The 15,983-nt window shown below is 70.0% G+C and carries 11 protein-coding genes; 9 read left to right on the top strand and 2 right to left on the bottom strand.

Features of this window, described 5'->3' with window-relative positions; all coding sequences use genetic code 11:
- Positions 1-27 precede the first annotated feature (27 nt).
- The 9 genes from hrpA (at position 28) to CIK71_RS02050 (ending at position 14,249) form a co-directional block, all read left to right on the top strand.
- Positions 28-3,930 (top strand): ATP-dependent RNA helicase HrpA, encoded by a 3,903-nt coding sequence (gene hrpA / locus CIK71_RS02010; protein WP_096163509.1) that lies wholly within the window; start codon positions 28-30, stop codon positions 3,928-3,930.
- 459 nt (positions 3,931-4,389) lie between these two features.
- Entirely contained in the window at positions 4,390-4,992 is a 603-nt protein-coding gene (locus CIK71_RS02015; RefSeq protein WP_096163510.1) for a hypothetical protein, read from the top strand.
- Between the two features lie 117 nt (positions 4,993-5,109).
- Complete coding sequence (locus tag CIK71_RS02020) at positions 5,110-6,567, top strand: NAD-dependent malic enzyme (protein ID WP_096163511.1); 1,458 nt, start codon at positions 5,110-5,112, stop codon at positions 6,565-6,567.
- A 175-nt stretch (positions 6,568-6,742) separates the two neighbouring features.
- Positions 6,743-7,885: an exo-beta-N-acetylmuramidase NamZ family protein gene (locus CIK71_RS02025; protein WP_096163512.1), complete on the top strand. Its 1,143-nt coding sequence runs from the start codon at positions 6,743-6,745 to the stop codon at positions 7,883-7,885.
- Between the two features lie 14 nt (positions 7,886-7,899).
- On the top strand, positions 7,900-8,895 hold the full coding sequence (locus tag CIK71_RS02030) for a GNAT family N-acetyltransferase (RefSeq protein ID WP_096163513.1): 996 nt from the start codon (positions 7,900-7,902) through the stop codon (positions 8,893-8,895).
- Complete coding sequence (locus CIK71_RS02035) at positions 8,892-10,547, top strand: ABC transporter substrate-binding protein (RefSeq protein ID WP_096163514.1); 1,656 nt, start codon at positions 8,892-8,894, stop codon at positions 10,545-10,547. The genes CIK71_RS02030 and CIK71_RS02035 overlap by 4 nt, the downstream gene beginning before the upstream one ends.
- A 16-nt stretch (positions 10,548-10,563) precedes the next feature.
- Positions 10,564-11,541 (top strand): ABC transporter permease, encoded by a 978-nt coding sequence (locus tag CIK71_RS02040; protein WP_096163515.1) that lies wholly within the window; start codon positions 10,564-10,566, stop codon positions 11,539-11,541.
- Between the two features lie 3 nt (positions 11,542-11,544).
- The gene (locus tag CIK71_RS02045; RefSeq protein WP_096163516.1) at positions 11,545-13,395 is read left to right on the top strand and encodes a dipeptide/oligopeptide/nickel ABC transporter permease/ATP-binding protein; all 1,851 of its coding nucleotides are present in this window, start codon (positions 11,545-11,547) and stop codon (positions 13,393-13,395) included.
- Complete coding sequence (locus CIK71_RS02050) at positions 13,392-14,249, top strand: ABC transporter ATP-binding protein (RefSeq protein WP_096163517.1); 858 nt, start codon at positions 13,392-13,394, stop codon at positions 14,247-14,249. The genes CIK71_RS02045 and CIK71_RS02050 overlap by 4 nt, the downstream gene beginning before the upstream one ends.
- A gap of 46 nt (positions 14,250-14,295) precedes the next feature.
- Here the strand turns inward: CIK71_RS02050 and CIK71_RS02055 are convergent, their stop codons facing one another.
- The gene (locus CIK71_RS02055; RefSeq protein ID WP_096163518.1) at positions 14,296-15,411 is read right to left on the bottom strand and encodes a serine hydrolase domain-containing protein; all 1,116 of its coding nucleotides are present in this window, start codon (positions 15,409-15,411) and stop codon (positions 14,296-14,298) included.
- Positions 15,408-15,938 (bottom strand): VanZ family protein, encoded by a 531-nt coding sequence (locus CIK71_RS02060; RefSeq protein WP_096163519.1) that lies wholly within the window; start codon positions 15,936-15,938, stop codon positions 15,408-15,410. Before CIK71_RS02060 ends, CIK71_RS02055 begins: the two co-directional genes overlap by 4 nt.
- Between the last annotated feature and the right edge of the window lie 45 nt (positions 15,939-15,983).

Genomic DNA, 15,983 nt, shown 5'->3' on the forward strand with positions numbered 1-15,983 from the left:
CGCGCGGCCACGTAGAGTGGTCGGGCCATGACCACGCCTTCCACGCCGCCGACCTCGACCTCCATCGAGGCTCCCGGCCCGCGCATCTCCTATCCCGCCGAGCTCCCCGTCTCGGGTCGACGCGAGGACATCATGGAGGCGATCCGCGACCATCAGGTGGTGGTGATCGCGGGAGCCACCGGCTCGGGCAAGACCACCCAGATCCCCAAGATGCTGCTCGAGCTCGGATACGGCCGGAAGAACCGGCTGATCGGCCACACCCAGCCCCGACGGATCGCGGCGCGCTCCGTCGCCCAGCGCATCGCGAGCGAGCTCGGCGAGAAGCTGGGGGAGGGGACCGTCGGTTTCCAGGTCCGCTTCACCCGCGAGACCGGTCGCGGCACCCGGCTGAAGCTCATGACGGACGGCATCCTGCTCGCCGAGATCGGCCGGGACCGGCTGCTGAAGCGCTACGACGCGATCATCATCGACGAGGCCCACGAGCGGTCGCTGAACATCGACGTGATCCTCGGCTACCTCCGCCAGATCCTGCCCCAGCGCCCGGACCTGAAGATCATCATCACCTCCGCGACCATCGATCCCGAGCGCTTCGCGGAGCATTTCGGCCACGTCCTGCCCTCGGGCGAGCGCGTGAACGCCCCGATCATCGAGGTCTCCGGCCGCACCTACCCGGTCGAGATCCGGTACCGGCCGCTCGTCCTGGAGACCGAGCTCGACGAGGATGCCGAGGACGACGAGCTCGAGGACATCCACTCCGTCGAACGCGACCTCACCGAGGCCATCACCGACGCGGTCGACGAGCTCGCCGCAGAAGGCCCCGGGGACATGCTCGTCTTCCTGCCCGGGGAGCGGGAGATCCGCGAGATCTCCGAGGCGCTCAGCACCCACCTGGAACGCGGCACGAAGGGTCGCTCCTCATTGCCGGTCGAGGTGCTGCCGCTGTTCGGACGGCTCTCCGCCCAGGACCAGCAGAAGATCTTCACCCCACCGGCGTCGGGCACCTACCGTCGGATCATCCTGTCCACGAACGTCGCCGAGACCTCGCTGACCGTTCCGGGGATCACGTACGTGATCGACGCAGGGCTCGCCCGCATCTCCCGCTATTCCCAGCGCACGAAGGTGCAGCGCCTGCCGATCGAACCTGTCTCCCAGGCCAGCGCGAATCAGCGCTCGGGCCGATCCGGCCGCACCTCGCCGGGCATCGCGATCCGGCTGTACTCCGAGGAGGACTTCGAGGGCAGGCCCGAGTTCACCGAACCGGAGATCCTGCGCACCTCGCTCGCCTCCGTCGTGCTGCTGATGACCTCGCTGGGGCTCGGGGACGTGGAGTCCTTCCCCTTCGTCGAGCCTCCTGCCTCCCGCGCCATCACCGACGGTGTGCGCCTGCTCGACGAGCTCGGCGCGATCGAGGCCGCCCCCCGCGAACCGGGCGGGCGTCGCCTGACCCCGGTGGGCACGGCGCTGGCCCGCTTCCCGCTGGATCCCCGGATGGCCCGCATGCTGATCGAGGGCCATCGCCTCGGTGCGCTGCGCGAGGTGCTGATCATCGTCGCCGCCATGTCGATCCAGGACCCGCGCGAGCGGCCGCTGGGCCAGGAGCAGCAGGCCAAGGAGAAGCACAAGCGCTTCGAGGACGAGACCAGCGACTTCCTCTCGTACCTCAACCTCTGGAACCATCTCCAGGCGCGACGCAAGGCGCTGTCCTCCTCGGCCTTCCGGCGGGAGGTGCGGGCCGAGCACCTGCATTACCTGCGGATCCGCGAATGGTGGGACCTGCACTCGCAGCTGAAGGACATGGCGAAGGACTCCGACCTCTCGCGCAACGACAACGACGCCTCGCCGCAGGCGATCCACCAGGCTCTGCTCGCTGGACTGCTCTCGCACGTGGGACTGCTCGATGACCGCACCCGGGAGTACTCCGGAGCACGCGGGGCGCGCTTCGCCCTGTGGCCCGGCTCGGCGCTTGCCAAGAAGCGACCCGATTACGTGATGGTCGCGGAGCTGGTGGAGACCTCACGGCTGTGGGGCCGCATCGCGGCCCGGATCGATCCGGCCTGGGCGGAGGAGACCGGTGCGCACGTCGTCAAACGCTCGTACTCCGCGCCGCACTGGTCCTCGAAGCAGGCCTCCGCGATGGCGCACGAGAAGGTCACCCTGTACGGAGTGCCGATCGTCGCCGATCGCGTGGTCGGATACGGCCGCATCGATCCGCAGGCCGCGCGCGACATCTTCCTCCAGAACGCACTCATCGAGGGGGACTGGCGCACTCGTCACCACTTCTTCCGCGACAACCGCGCGCTGATCGCCCAGCTCGAGGAGCTCGAGGCGAAGACCCGGCGCCGCGACCTGCTGATCTCCGATGACCAGCTGTTCCGCTTCTACGACGAGCGGATTCCCGCGAAGGTGGTCTCCGGGAGCCACTTCGACAGCTGGTGGAAGAAGCAGCGCCACGAGACCCCGGACCTGCTCACCCTTACGGAGAAGGACCTGCTGGCGGCCGATGAGGACGTCGCCGAGGCCATCGGCGCCGACTTCCCCGACACCTGGGTGCAGGGCGACATCACCCTGCCGCTGAGCTACTCCTTCGGGGAGGTGGGCGCGAAGGGCACCGACGGCGTCACCGCCACCATCCCGCTCGCGGTCCTGAACCGCCTGCAGGTGCGCGGCTTCGACTGGCTCGTGCCCGGGATGCGCGAGGAGCTGGTGACCGAGCTGATCCGCTCCCTGCCCAAGCCCGTCCGCCGCCACCTGGTGCCCGCGCCGGAACGTGCGAAGACCGTCGCGGCGACCCTCCACGACGACGATCCCGACGCCGGCGAGGTGTTCCTCGAGGCCGTGGCCGACGAGCTCGTCGCCCTGCCCGGCGTGCCCGATGACCTGCCCCTGTACGGGCCGGAGTTCGACACCTCGAAACTGCCCGCCCACCTGCGCATGCACTTCCGCGTGGTGGACGACAAGGGCCGCCAGATCGGCACCGGCGATGATCTCGAGGTGCTCAAGGACCGGCTGAAGAAGCGGGTGGACGCCTCGGTCTCCTCCCAGGCCGACGGGCTCGCGCGTACTGACCTGCCCGGCTTCCCGGACGAGGGTGTGCCGAGCGTGCACGAATCCACCGTCGGCGGGCTGAAGGTCACCGGGTACCCGGCGCTGGTCGCGCGGCGCGGCGAGGACGGCCGGCTCCTGCGCGTGGACCTCGCCGTGCTCGCCACCGCGGACGAGCAGGTGCTCGCTCACCGGCAGGGCGTCATCGCCCTGTTGGACCGCGAGCTGGGCACCGACCTCTCCGGAGTGCTGAACGCGCTGCCCAACCCGACCAAGCTCGCGGTCGCCGGCTCCGACTACGCCTCCACCTCGGCCCTGCTGGCCGATGCGTCCAGAGCAGCGACGGTGCACCTCGCGGGCGACGCCCAGGTGCGCACCCGGGCCGAGTTCGACGCGCTGCGGGAGCGGGTGCGCGGCCGGCACGACACCGTCGCCGCCCAGGCCGTGAAGGATGCCGCCGCCGCGCTCGCCACTTCCGCGAAGCTCCACAAGGAGCTGAGCCGCGTGCCGTCCCTCGCGGTGCTCTCCCATCTCACCCAGATCCGGGAGCATGCGGCCTCGCTGCTCGGGGACGGCTTCGTCTCGCGCACCGGCATCGAGCACCTGCCGGACCTGCGCCGCTTCCTCGAGGCCGATGCGATCCGTCTGGACAAGCTGCCCGAGAACCCCCGCCGCGATGAGCAGCTCGCCTGGCAGATCCGGGATCTCGAGCAGTACTGGGACAAGGCGAAGGCGAAGCTGTCGGCCCGCCGCAAGGCCGAACCGGACGCCCGCGAGATCGACTGGATGCTCGAGGAGCTGAGGGTGAGCCTGTTCGCGCAGACGCTCGGGACCAAGCAGACGGTCTCCGACAAGCGGATCCGCAGGGCGATCAACACCCTGTCCTGAGACAGGGGCCGAGCCCCCGCCCGGGGCTCAGGGGCCCGAGCCCTCGCCCGGGACTCGGGGACCTGACCTCCCGCCCGGATCCGGAGACCTGGGGCCTCGCCCGGGGACTCAGGGAGCTGAGCCTTCACCCGGCACGGATCTCGTGGCGCGGGGCACGCCGAACCCGCGTGCACGGTCACCATGGAGAACTTTTACCTTCTCCTCGCGCACGGCCCGGCGCCCAACGCCCCGAGACCGTTCAGCGACCGAAAAGGTCCACGACGACCGGCGACGACGCTCTTCCGCCATCGGATATTGCCCAGGGAGAGTTCCGGTCATGTCCTCCAAAAGTCGGCCGATGAGTACGAACCCGCAGGCAGGAGTGGCCTTCCCATGCCGTAACCAGCTCGTTACGTTGGCCCGGCCCGGTTCGTTCCGGGCAGCGCCCATCGCTCCCGGACCCGCAAGGACTCCTGCACCATGGCTGACACCCTCACCTCTCCGCTCTCCCGGCGACGCCTGTTCATCGCCGGCGCCCTCGGCCTCGCCTCCGTCGCGTCGCTGTCCACGATCGCTCCGGCCAGCGCGGCGGACAAGGACTGGACCGAGGAGTTCCTGACGCGCTCGGAGACCCGGGAGGGCTTCGTGGTCGACGACATGGACGACTGGCAGATCGAGAACGCGAAGTTCCTCATCGCCGCGGTCAAGGGGCACGACCTCGGGAAGGACGCCGCCACGATCGTGCTCATCACGGCGATCGTCGAGGCCTGGCTGTACAACTACGAGCCGGCCGTCGACGCCGATTCCGGCGGGCTCTTCCAGCAGCGTCCGTCGATGGGCTGGGGAACCTACGACGAGGTGCGCCACAAGAAGCGCGCCGTCGACGCCTTCCTCGGGCTCGGCGACCACTCCTCGGCGCCCGGCCTGCTCCAGGCCGTCCCGGACTACGACGACTGGGAGCCCGGCGCTGCCGCCCAGGCCGTGCAGGCCTCGGCGCACCCCGAGCGCTACGCCGAGCAGGTCGCTGCCGCGCAGCTGATCTGGGAGCGCTACGCCGACGACGTCGAGCCGTACACCGACTGATCCGTTGACCGCGGCGGGGCCGTGACCCGGTGCTGCGCGCCGGACTTCAGCTCGGACCCGAGCCGCCCCGCCGCGTCCTGTCGCTACGAGGGCGCCGACCTCGTTAGGCTGTGCCTCATGTCACCGTTGCCATCCGTGAGCTACTCCATCACGATCCGACTCGAATTCGCGGCGCGATCCGCTGCAGTCAGCGACATCACCGGCCGTATCGAGAAACGCGGCGCGACTGTCACCGCACTCGACGTCTCCGCCTCCGGGCCGGAGCGGATGCGAGCCGACATCACCGTCCTGACCGCGGGCCACGACCACGCCATGGAGGTCGTCGATGACCTCAAGGAGCTCGAGGGGGTGGAACTCGGCAAGGTCTCGGACCGCACCTTCCTCGCCCACCTCGGCGGCAAGCTGACCGTCGAATCGAAGCTGCCGATCCGCCACCGCGACGACCTCTCGATGATCTACACCCCCGGGGTGGCCAGGGTCGTCAAGGCGATCGCCGAGAACCCCGAGGACGCTCGTCGTCTGACCATCAAGCGCAACACCGTCGCCGTGGTCTCCGACGGATCCGCGATCCTCGGGCTGGGCGATCTCGGGCCGCTGGCGGCGATGCCCGTCATGGAGGGGAAGGCCGCCCTGTTCAAGCGCTTCGCCAACATCGACGCCTTCCCGATCTGCCTGGACGCGCACTCGGTCGACGAGATCGTCTCCCACGTGAAGGCCATCGCCCCGGTCTTCGCGGGGATCAACCTCGAGGACATCTCCGCCCCGCGCTGCTTCGAGATCGAGGATCGCCTGCGCGCGGAGCTGGACATCCCCGTCTTCCACGACGATCAGCACGGCACCGCGATCGTCGTGGTCGCGGCACTGCGCAACGCGCTGCGCGTGGTGGAGAAGGACATCTCCACCGCCCGGATCGTGCTCTCCGGAGCGGGCGCGGCCGGTACCGCGATCCTGCGTCTGCTGCGCGCCGCCGGTGCGCGCGACGTGGTCGTCACCGACATCGACGGCATCGTCCACGAGGGACGGGAGAGCCTCGCGGGCCGCCTGCCCTGGATCGCGGAGGTCACCAATCCTCGGGAGCTCACGGGCAGCCTGCACGATGCGGTCGCGGGCGCGGATGTCTTCATCGGGGTCAGCGCCGGGGACATCCTCACCGGCGAGGACGTCCGGACCATGGCCGACCGGTCCATCGTGTTCGCGATGGCCAACCCCACCCCGGAGATCGACCCCGCCATCGCCGCGCAGCATGCCGAGGTCGTCGCGACCGGACGCAGCGACTTCGCGAACCAGATCAACAACGTGCTCGCCTTCCCCGGCGTGTTCCGCGGGCTGCTGGACGCCCACGCCACGCGCGTCTCCGACCGGATGCTGCTCGCGGCTTCGAAGGCACTGGCCGATGTGGTCTCGGCCGACGAGCTCAACCCGACCTATATCGTGCCCAGCGTCTTCCACGACGGCGTGACCAAGGCTGTGGCGACCGCCGTGGAGCAGGTCGCTCGCGAGGAGGCCGGCACGGTGGACACGATCACCGGGATGATCGGCGCGGTCTACGCCGACGAGATCACCCTGGAGGGCTGAATCCGGGCACGGGGCGCTGACACGCCTCGCCGGACCCTCGCCCCGACGGCACCCAGAGGTGGCGCGCATGCTTCCGTGCGCGCCGCCTCTGGGTGCCCTCGGTCAGCGGACGACGCACCACGCCGACATGCGTAACCGGGTTACGTAAACGGGTTTCTTTCGGTAGCTTCGGTCTATGTCATGTGAGTCACAGCCCCGTACCGGTCTGGATCGTGTGCGCACCGACCCGGATCTCCTCGCCCCGAGCAGGGTCGGCCTGCTCACTCATTTCGCCGCTGTCACCAGTGATCTGGCGCGAGGAGTCGACGCCCTGATCGCGGCGGGCGTCGACGTGCGTTGCCTGATCTCCCCGGAGCACGGGTACTGGGGGACGGGCCAGGCGGGCACGGGCAACGACGAGGACCAGGACCCTGCCACGGGGCTCCCCGTGCTCGACGCCTACGGGCTGCAGGGGCGACCGCTGGAGGAGCTGCTCGCCAGTGCAGGCATCGACCGGGTGGTCGTGGATCTTCAGGACATCGGATGCCGGTTCTACACGTACATGTGGAGCATGGCGGACGTCATGGCGGCCTGCGCGGGCCTCGGCTTGCCGGTCACGGTGCTCGACCGGCCGGCTCCGCTGGCCACCACCGCGCTGGGGCCCGGGCTCGATGCGCGCTGCGCGAGCTTCGTGGGCCGCCTCGGTGTGCCGCTTCGCCACGGGGCCAGACTGGGCGGCGTCGCTCGCACCATCGCGGCCGACCATCTCGAGAAGCCGTTGGACCTCCAGGTCGTCGACGCCCCCGGCGAGGACGGCTCGGCGCCATGGATCGCGCCCTCGCCGAACATGCCCACGCTGACGACCGTGGCGCTCTATCCCGGCATCGGACTGCTCGAGGGAGCGACCCTGAGCGAGGGCCGAGGCACCACCATGCCCTTCGAGGTCTTCGGCGCCCCCTGGTGCGGCCCCGAGCTCACCGCGGCGCTCCGGGAGCGCGCCCTTCCCGGGGTGTGCTTCCGGGAGGCGAACTACCGTCCCACCCACAGCTCCTTCGCCGGGGAGCGGGTGCAGGGCGCACAGGTGCACCTCATGGAGGGTCCCCATGCGGCTGCGGCGGATGCGGGGGCGTTCGATCCCCTGAGGGTCGGTCACATGATCCTCAGCGTGGTCGCCGAGCTGTACCCCGATCAACCCCTCTGGCGCGAGAGCGCTCCGGACAGGCCGGAGTTCATCGACCTGCTGTGGGGATCGGATGTGCTGCGCACGGGCATCGCTGACAGGGCGAGCTACGAGGAGATCTGCGCCGCCTCTCCTGCCCCGATCGGACTGCAGCGATGAGCCGGGACGTCCCCATGGACCGGTCCGCACTGCAGGGCTCCGTCGCCTCGACGACCCGCCCCGCAGGAACGGGAGATCTCCACCTGCGCACCGGTCTGCGGGCGGGTGACCTCGCCGCGCTCAGCGCGTTGACCCGGACCTCCGGCACGGCTGTGCTCGGTCCGGGGCTGCTGCAGGACCTTGTGGAGGCAGGCCGGGACGAGGACACGGTCGTGATCGTCGCCGAGCGCGACGACGTCCCGCTGGGCTGCGTCCACCTCGACATCCCGTGGCACGCCGCGGAGGGATGGCTGGTCAGCGGCGCTGTCGATCCGGAATGCCGTCGCCAGGGGGTGGGCACCGCGCTCCTGGACGCGGCAGTGCGGACGGCGAGGGAGCGCGGCGTCCCCGTCCTGCGGATCAGCGGCCGCCCGCACGGCTATGCCGCTCCGGGGGTCGACCCGGAGGGTGATCCGGCGACGGCGGCGTTCCTGGTCTCCCACGGCGCCCGGCCGGCCGGCTCCGCGCTCGCGATGCACCGCACGCTGCACGACCTCGACCGCGCGGTCCCGACGGCGATCGACGTCGGACCCTGTGAGCCTGGGGAGCGCGATGTGCTGCACGAGCTCGTCCAGGAGCATCTCGCTGCGGACTGGGCGGAGACGCTGCGGGCCTTCGTGCAGCGCGGCGGACCACCGGAGCGGATCCTCGTGGCGCGCGACGCATCGCAGGAGCTGCTGGGCTTCGCATGCTGGGGAGTCGTCGGCCGGGACCCGTCCCGTTTCGGGCCCTTCGGCGTGGCCCCCTGGGCCCGCGGCCACGGGGCCGGCGGGGCGCTGCTGGACGCCGCTCTGCTGCGGATGGCCGGAGAGGGTCTCGCGCACGCCTGGTTCCAGTGGACCGGCAGAGATTCCCCGGCACACCGCCTCTACACCTCGCGGGGCTTCGTCCCGCTGCGCACCTTCACCCCCTACACGCTGCCCACGGGACACGTCGACGTGGACCGCAGTCAGGAAGGAATCGCTCGATGACACCAGAGGTCACCCGCCGTGCGCTGATGCTCGGCACCGCAGGCGCTGCCGGCACCGCGGCCCTCTCCGGATGCTCCCGGGGCGGTCCGGCAGATCAGGACCAGCCGTTGCGCATCCACGCCAATGACTCCACGACGTTCCAGCCGAACTTCAACCCCTATGGGGGTGTTCCGCTCCAGGGCGCGAGCGGATTGATCTACGAGAACCTTCGGCTCGCGACAGCGATGTCGCCGGGCGAATCGGAGCCGTGGCTCGCGACCGAGCTGGAGTGGAACGAGGACGGCACGGTGCTCACGGTGACGCTGCGCGAGGATGTCGAGTTCACCGACGGAGAGCGCCTGGACGCCGAGGACGTGGTGTTCACGTTCCTGATGCACCGTGATGTCCCGGCCACCAACACAGTGGCCCTGGGCATCGCGGACGCCATCGCGCTGGATTCCCGCACGGTGCAGATCGAGTTCGACGGAACGTCCTTCGCGCAGGAGGCGGACATCTGCACGCGGCCGATCGTGCCCGAGCACGTGTTCTCCGCTTTCGAGGACCCCTCCACCGAGCAGGTCGCCGACCCGGTGGGCAGCGGCCCCTACCAGCTCGAGCGATTCTCCGATCAGCTGTACACCTTCGTGAAGAACGACGGGCACTGGGCGGCCGAGGAGTTCGAGCCGCGTGAGCTCGCCTGGCCGTCCTTCACGACGCAGACCATGAACACCGCTCTGCAGGCCGGGGAGATCGACTGGTCCGGCGGGTTCATCGCCAACATCGACCAGATCTTCGTGGACCACGACCCCGAGCACCGTGGCTACTGGTATCCGGGCAACGGCACTGTCAACCTCACGTTCAACCTCGAGAAGGAGCTCTTCCAGGACCTGGAGCTGCGACGGGGGATCAGCCTGGCCGTGGACCGCCGCGAGATCGCGGAGATCGCGTACCAGCAGTACTTCGGTCCACCCCACCCCACCGGCCTTCCTCGCCCCACCTTCGAGGAGTTCATCGCGGAGGAGTATCGCGACCTCGAGTTCGAGGTGGATCTCGAGGAGGCCGAGAGGGTGCTCGACGAGGCCGGGTACGAGCGCGGGGGCGACGGCATCCGCGTGGCCCCCGATGGCACCCCGCTCGTCTTCGAGCTGCCGATCCCCTCGAGCTACAACGACTGGGTGACCACGAGCCAGATCCTCGGCTCCCAGCTGTCGAAGGTGGGCATCGCGCTGACCCCTCGCGGCATCTCCTTCGAGCAGTGGCTCGAAGCCCGCGACACCGGCAACTTCTTCGTCACGATCTCGACGGCCGGAGCAGGCCAGAACCCCTGGTACCTGTATCGCTCGATGCTGTCGTCGGAGTACCGCACCGAGGGCGACGAACCGGTGGTGGCGAACTTCCAGCGTTGGTACGACGAGGAGACGGACGAGCTGCTGAGCTCCTACGCCGACACCGACGACGAGCAGGAGCAGCGTGCCGCCGTCGAGGGGCTGCAGCGGATCATGATCGAGCAGATGCCCACGCTGCCGATCGTCACCGCGCCGAACTGGTTCAACTTCAACACCGAGCTCTGGACCGGGTTCCCGGACGAGTCCGACCCGTACGCGCTCGGGGCACCCGTGCAGAACGCCGACCGGGTCATGGTGCTGCGCAACCTGACCAGGACCACGAACTGAGGCGGAGGAGAGACCGATGAGATATCTGCTGAAGAAGCTCGGCCTGTACGCGTTCATCGCCTGGGCCGCCCTCACCCTGAACTTCCTGATCCCCCGGCTGATGCCCGGTGACCCCGTGCGCGTGCTCATCGCCGGCTCCGAGGGGCAGATCGAACCGGAGGCCGCCGAGGCGATCGCCGCCCAGTTCGGCATCTCCGACGACCCGCTGATCATCCAGTACGGCCGGTACCTCGCGGATCTCGCCCGCTTCGACCTGGGCGTCTCGCTGAGCAACTATCCGGTGCCCGTCATCGACATCATCACCGGTGCGATGCCCTGGACCGTGATCCTGGTCGGCGTCTCGACCGTGGTCAGCTTCCTGCTGGGCACCGCACTGGGCGTGCTGCTCGCCTGGCGGCGCGGCACCTGGTCCGACCACGTGCTGCCCGCCCTGACCTTCCTCAATGCCATCCCGTACTTCTGGATGGCCTTGATCCTGGTCCTGATCCTCGCCGTGACCCTCGGCTGGTTCCCGTACGCGGGCGCCTACGACCGCACCATGTTCCCGGAGCTGTCCGCGCCGTTCATCGGCTCGGTGATCTTCCACGCCGCGCTCCCGGCGCTGACGATCGTGATCGGGTCCTTCGCCGGCTGGGTGCTGCAGATGCGGAACATGACCGTGACGATCCTCGGCGAGGACTACGTGTCGATGGCCGAGGCGAAGGGCCTGCCCAGCCGGATGGTGCTGTTCGGGTATGCCGCCCGCAACGCCATCCTGCCGAGCATCACCGGCTTCGCCCTGGCGCTCGGTGCGGTCGTCGGCGGCTCGATGCTCACCGAGGTGATCTTCAACTATCCAGGACTGGGATACACGCTGTTCCAGGCGGTGTCGGCTCAGGACTTCCCGCTCATGCAGGGACTGTTCCTGATCATCTCGCTCGCGGTGATCGTCGCGAACCTGATCGCCGACGCCGCCTACGTGTTCCTCGATCCGCGTACCCGGCAGGGGGCCTGAGCCATGTCCATCTCCTCACTGATCCCGCGCAGCGGGAAGGTCCGCGTCGGACTCGTCATCGTGATCATCTTCGTCGTGCTCGCAGCGTTCGGGCCGCTCATCTCCCGTCACGACCCCAACGCGACCTCCTTCGACATGCTCGAGCCGCCGTCGGGCCGGCACTGGCTCGGCACCACCCAGACCGGTCAGGACGTCTTCGCCCAGTTCATGACCGGCGCGCGCACCTCGCTCCTGGTGGGTCTGCTCGCCGGTGTCGTCTCCCAGGTGGCGTCCGTGGCCGTCGGCCTGCTGGGCGGATACCTCCGCGGGGTCGCCGACGACCTGCTGTACATCCTCACCGCGGTGTTCCTCGTGATCCCCGGGATGCCGCTGCTGATCGTCCTCACGGGCTACCTGCCCTCCCGCGGGCTGCTCTCGATCGCCATCGTCATCGCGATCACCTCCTGGGCCGGTTCGGCTCGCGTGATCCGGGCGCAGACCCTCTCCCTGCGCAACCGGGAGTTCATCGAGGCCGCCCGCGCCACCGGCGAGAGCCGCATGCGGATCATGTTCTTCGAGGTGCTGCCCAACATGCTGCCGCTGGTCGCCTCCGGCTTCCTGTTCTCGGTGATCGGGGGCATCCTCTCCGAGGCGGGACTCGCCTTCCTCGGACTGGGCTCGCTGACCACCACGAGCTGGGGCTCGATGCTCTACTTCGCTCAGAACTCCCAGGCGCTGCTGGCCGGCGCCTGGTGGTGGTACGTGCCGCCGGGCCTCGCGATCGCCGTGATCGGCGCCGGGCTGGCGCTGATCAACTTCGCGATCGACGAGTACTCCAACCCGCGCCTGCGCACGGGCTCAGCCACGAAGGGGACGACGAGCAGCCGTGCCGCCGGTGGTGATGCGACGTCCGCGAACGCCCAGGTGTCGGGCATCGGATCCAGCGCGACCCCCGCACCGGGCGGCGCGACGGGAGCGACGGCCGAGCACGTGGCCCTCACCGAGGAGCGCGCCGCTGAGGCCGATCCCGAGCTCGTCCCGCATGTGCGTCCGTCCCCGATGCCGGGCGCGCCGATCATCGAGGTCGACTCCCTGCGGATCGACTATCCGACGGCTTTCGGCACAGTGCATGCGGTCCAGGACGTCTCGCTCACGCTGCGCCGCGGCGAGGTCCTGGGCCTGGCCGGAGAGTCCGGATCCGGGAAATCGACGCTGACCAACGCCGTCACCCGCCTGCTGCGGCCCCCGGCGGACGTCGCCGGAGGGGCGATCACGTATCGCGCCGAGGACGGTACGGCCACGGACCTCCTGCACCTGGAGGACCGCGAGCTGCGGGCCCTGCGCTGGAACGAGATCGCCGTGGTCTTCCAGAGCGCGATGAACGCCCTGAACCCCGTCACCTCGATCCATGCCCAGTTCGACGATGTGATCCGCGTGCACCGGCCGGGTCTGCCGCCCGCCGAGCGCACCGCGATCGCGAGGGAGCACCTGGAGCGGGTCGGGATCGATGCCGAGCGCATCGACGCCTATCCCCATGAGCTCTCCGGCGGCATGAAGCAGCGCGTGGCGATCGCGATCGCCCTGGTGCTCGAGCCCGACGTGATCTTCATGGACGAGCCGACGACCGCGCTGGATCTCCTGGTGCAGCGGGACGTGCTCGATCAGATCATGCGGCTCCGGGACGAGTACGGGTTCGCGATCGTGTTCACCACCCACGACCTCGCCCTGCTGCTGGAGATCTCCGACTCGATCGCGGTGATGCGCCACGGCGAGCTCGTCGAATACGGGCCCGCTGTCGACATCTACCGCGATCCGCGGCATCCGTACACCAAGAACCTGCTGTCCTCGCTCGCAGAACTGGGGAGCCTCGCATGACCATCACCGACACCACGAACGATTCCGCTGGGAAGCCCGAGGCCCGTGCGGTGCTGGAGGGCCGGAACCTCGTCAAGGAGTACCCGGTCGGGTCGCGCAGCGGTCTGCTGCGCCGCCAGCAGAGGATGCGCGCGGTCGACGACGTCTCGATCGCCCTCGCCCAGGGCCGGACCACCTCCCTGGTGGGACAGAGCGGCTCGGGCAAATCGACGCTGGGCCGGATGCTCGCCCGTCTCATCCCGGCCACCTCCGGGCAGATCCTGCTGGAGGGCCGTGACGTGCCGACGACGGGCAGCGCCGGGCATCGGGCCTACGTGGGGGATGTGCAGCTCACCCTGCAGGATCCCTTCGCCTCACTGAACCCGCTGCGCCGGATCGCCTACACCCTGGGCCGTGCGGTGCGGATCCATCAGGACGCGCGCGAGGAGGCGGCGGTCCACGATCGCTGCCTCCGGCTGCTGGAGCGGGTGGGCCTCACCCCGGCCGACAGGTACCTGGACCGTTTCCCTCACGAGCTCTCGGGAGGGGAGCGCCAGCGCGTCTCCTTCGCGCGTGCCCTCGCCGCGTCCCCGAAGGTGCTGATCGCGGACGAGCCGGTCTCCATGCTCGACGTGACGATCCGCAAGGAGATGCTCGACCTGATCGACTCGCTGCGGCGGGACGAGGACCTCGCGGTCCTCTACATCACCCACGACCTGGGCAGCGCCCGCCGCTACTCCGACGAGGTCATGGTCATGCACCACGGCCGGGTGGTCGAGGCGGGAGAGAGCCGCTCCGTGATCGACGATCCTCAGGAGGAGTACACGAAGCGCCTGCTGGCTGCCGCTCCGAACCCGGCGGCCCGCCTGCGCTGAGGGGCCACGGGCGGGCGCCGGCGCGACGGCTCCTGACCGGGCCCGGTCAGGCGAAGGCGATCAGGGCGAGCTCCCGCCGGGCGCGGTCGACCGTGAAGCGCGTCCGGTGGGGATGGACCCGATTGGTGAGCAGCGTGGCGACGGTCCCGGTGCCCGGATCCGCGAGGATCGAGGTGCCGGTGAAGCCCGGATGCCCCACGACGCGGGGGAGCACGGCCCCCGGGGCCGTCTCCTGGCCGACGCGCAGCCCGAAGGCCTGCCGCCACGGGGCACCCGTGCCGACCTCGGCAGGCAGCTGATCGCTCGTGAGCAGGGCCCGCACCGGCGCGGAGAGCGTCGGCCCCGGGCCGCGACCCGCCAGCACCCGTCCGAGCGCCAGGGCGTCGTCGAGGGTCGCGAACAGTCCGGCATTCCCGGCGCCGCCCAGGGACCAGGCGGTCTCGTCGTGCGTGGAGCCCCGCACCAGCCCGCGCGGCGGATCGTCCTGATACTCGGTCGCCGCCGCTCGGGAGGCGTCGAGCTCCGACGGGGACCACCCGGCCGTCATGGCGCCTGCGGGATCGAGCACCCGGGTGCGGGCGAGTTCGGGCAGGGGCGTGTCGGTGAGTCCCTCGAGCAGGCTGCCCAGCAGGATGAAGCCGATGCAGGAGTAGGAGTGGGCCGTGCCCGGCTCCGCGTCGAGCTGTGCTCGGGTCACTGCGGCAAGGCGTGTGTCGCGATCCCCGTCGATCGTCCACAGCGGCATGACCGGAGGCAGGCCCGACGTGTGCGTGAGCAGATGCCGCACCGTGATCGCCGGATGCGGAGAGGGGAGATACTCCGCGACCGGGGTCTCCGGATCCAGCATGCCGTCCTCGATCAGGGTGGCGGCGGTGAGCGCCGTGACGACCTTCGTCACGGACGCCATGTCGAACAGGGTCCCGGCCTCCACGGAGGTGACCTCCGGCGACCCCTCCGGGAGGACGGAACCATCCTCCGCGCACAGCGCGGTGGACCCCGCGAGAGCGGTGGCGCGGTGATGTCCTGGACGGTCCACCCCGGCGACGGCCGCCGCAGAGCCCTCGCGGGGCTCGCCAGCGGCAGGAGCGCTTGCCGCCGACCGGGTCAGGCCGGCGACGAGCTCCTCGAGCAGGCTGTGGTCAGCCTCGCCGCCGGCGGTCATGCGTCCCGGTTCTCCGGAACGCCGTCGTCCAGCGGCTCGCCGTCCTGCACTGCGTCCGCCGGCAGCCCGTCGCCGTACCGATCATCGTCGAGGTCCGCCCCCGACGCGATACCGCGGCTGCGCAGGCGCTCGCCGATCCACAGCCCGAGACCCAGTGCGATGCCGATGACGTCGAAGAGCACATCGGCGGATTCGGCGCCCCGCTCCGGCAGCAGTGCGAGCTGCACCAGCTCGATGAACACGGCGTGGACGAACGCGATGATCACGATCCACCCCATGGGGAACCGTCGCCGTGGCGCCAGCAGACGGCCGGCCGCCCACACGGTCAGGGCGAACACCACGAGGTGGACCACCTTGTCCAGACCGGGCACCCCTGCACCGGGCAGGCCCGAGGGGAGCGAGGGCAGGTAGAAGCCGAGGTTCAGGACGAGCGCCAGCACCAGTGCGCCGACGCGCCCTGCGAGGGAACCGCCCGCGCCGGCGATCTCGTGCGGTATTCGACGGAGGAATTCGGCGACAGCGTCCATGTGGCCAGTGTTCCAGCGCGGGCGGCTATCACCGTGGAGGCAGGG

This window comes from Brachybacterium alimentarium (assembly GCF_002332425.1).
Classification (GTDB): domain Bacteria; phylum Actinomycetota; class Actinomycetes; order Actinomycetales; family Dermabacteraceae; genus Brachybacterium; species Brachybacterium alimentarium.

Coding starts and splice junctions, on each gene's coding strand:
- hrpA (WP_096163509.1), top strand. CDS start 28: ATGACCACGCCTTCCACGCCGCCGACCTCGACCTCCATCGAGGCTCCC.
- CIK71_RS02015 (WP_096163510.1), top strand. CDS start 4,390: ATGGCTGACACCCTCACCTCTCCGCTCTCCCGGCGACGCCTGTTCATC.
- CIK71_RS02020 (WP_096163511.1), top strand. CDS start 5,110: ATGTCACCGTTGCCATCCGTGAGCTACTCCATCACGATCCGACTCGAA.
- CIK71_RS02025 (WP_096163512.1), top strand. CDS start 6,743: ATGTCATGTGAGTCACAGCCCCGTACCGGTCTGGATCGTGTGCGCACC.
- CIK71_RS02030 (WP_096163513.1), top strand. CDS start 7,900: ATGGACCGGTCCGCACTGCAGGGCTCCGTCGCCTCGACGACCCGCCCC.
- CIK71_RS02035 (WP_096163514.1), top strand. CDS start 8,892: ATGACACCAGAGGTCACCCGCCGTGCGCTGATGCTCGGCACCGCAGGC.
- CIK71_RS02040 (WP_096163515.1), top strand. CDS start 10,564: ATGAGATATCTGCTGAAGAAGCTCGGCCTGTACGCGTTCATCGCCTGG.
- CIK71_RS02045 (WP_096163516.1), top strand. CDS start 11,545: ATGTCCATCTCCTCACTGATCCCGCGCAGCGGGAAGGTCCGCGTCGGA.
- CIK71_RS02050 (WP_096163517.1), top strand. CDS start 13,392: ATGACCATCACCGACACCACGAACGATTCCGCTGGGAAGCCCGAGGCC.
- CIK71_RS02055 (WP_096163518.1), bottom strand. CDS start 15,411: ATGACCGCCGGCGGCGAGGCTGACCACAGCCTGCTCGAGGAGCTCGTC.
- CIK71_RS02060 (WP_096163519.1), bottom strand. CDS start 15,938: ATGGACGCTGTCGCCGAATTCCTCCGTCGAATACCGCACGAGATCGCC.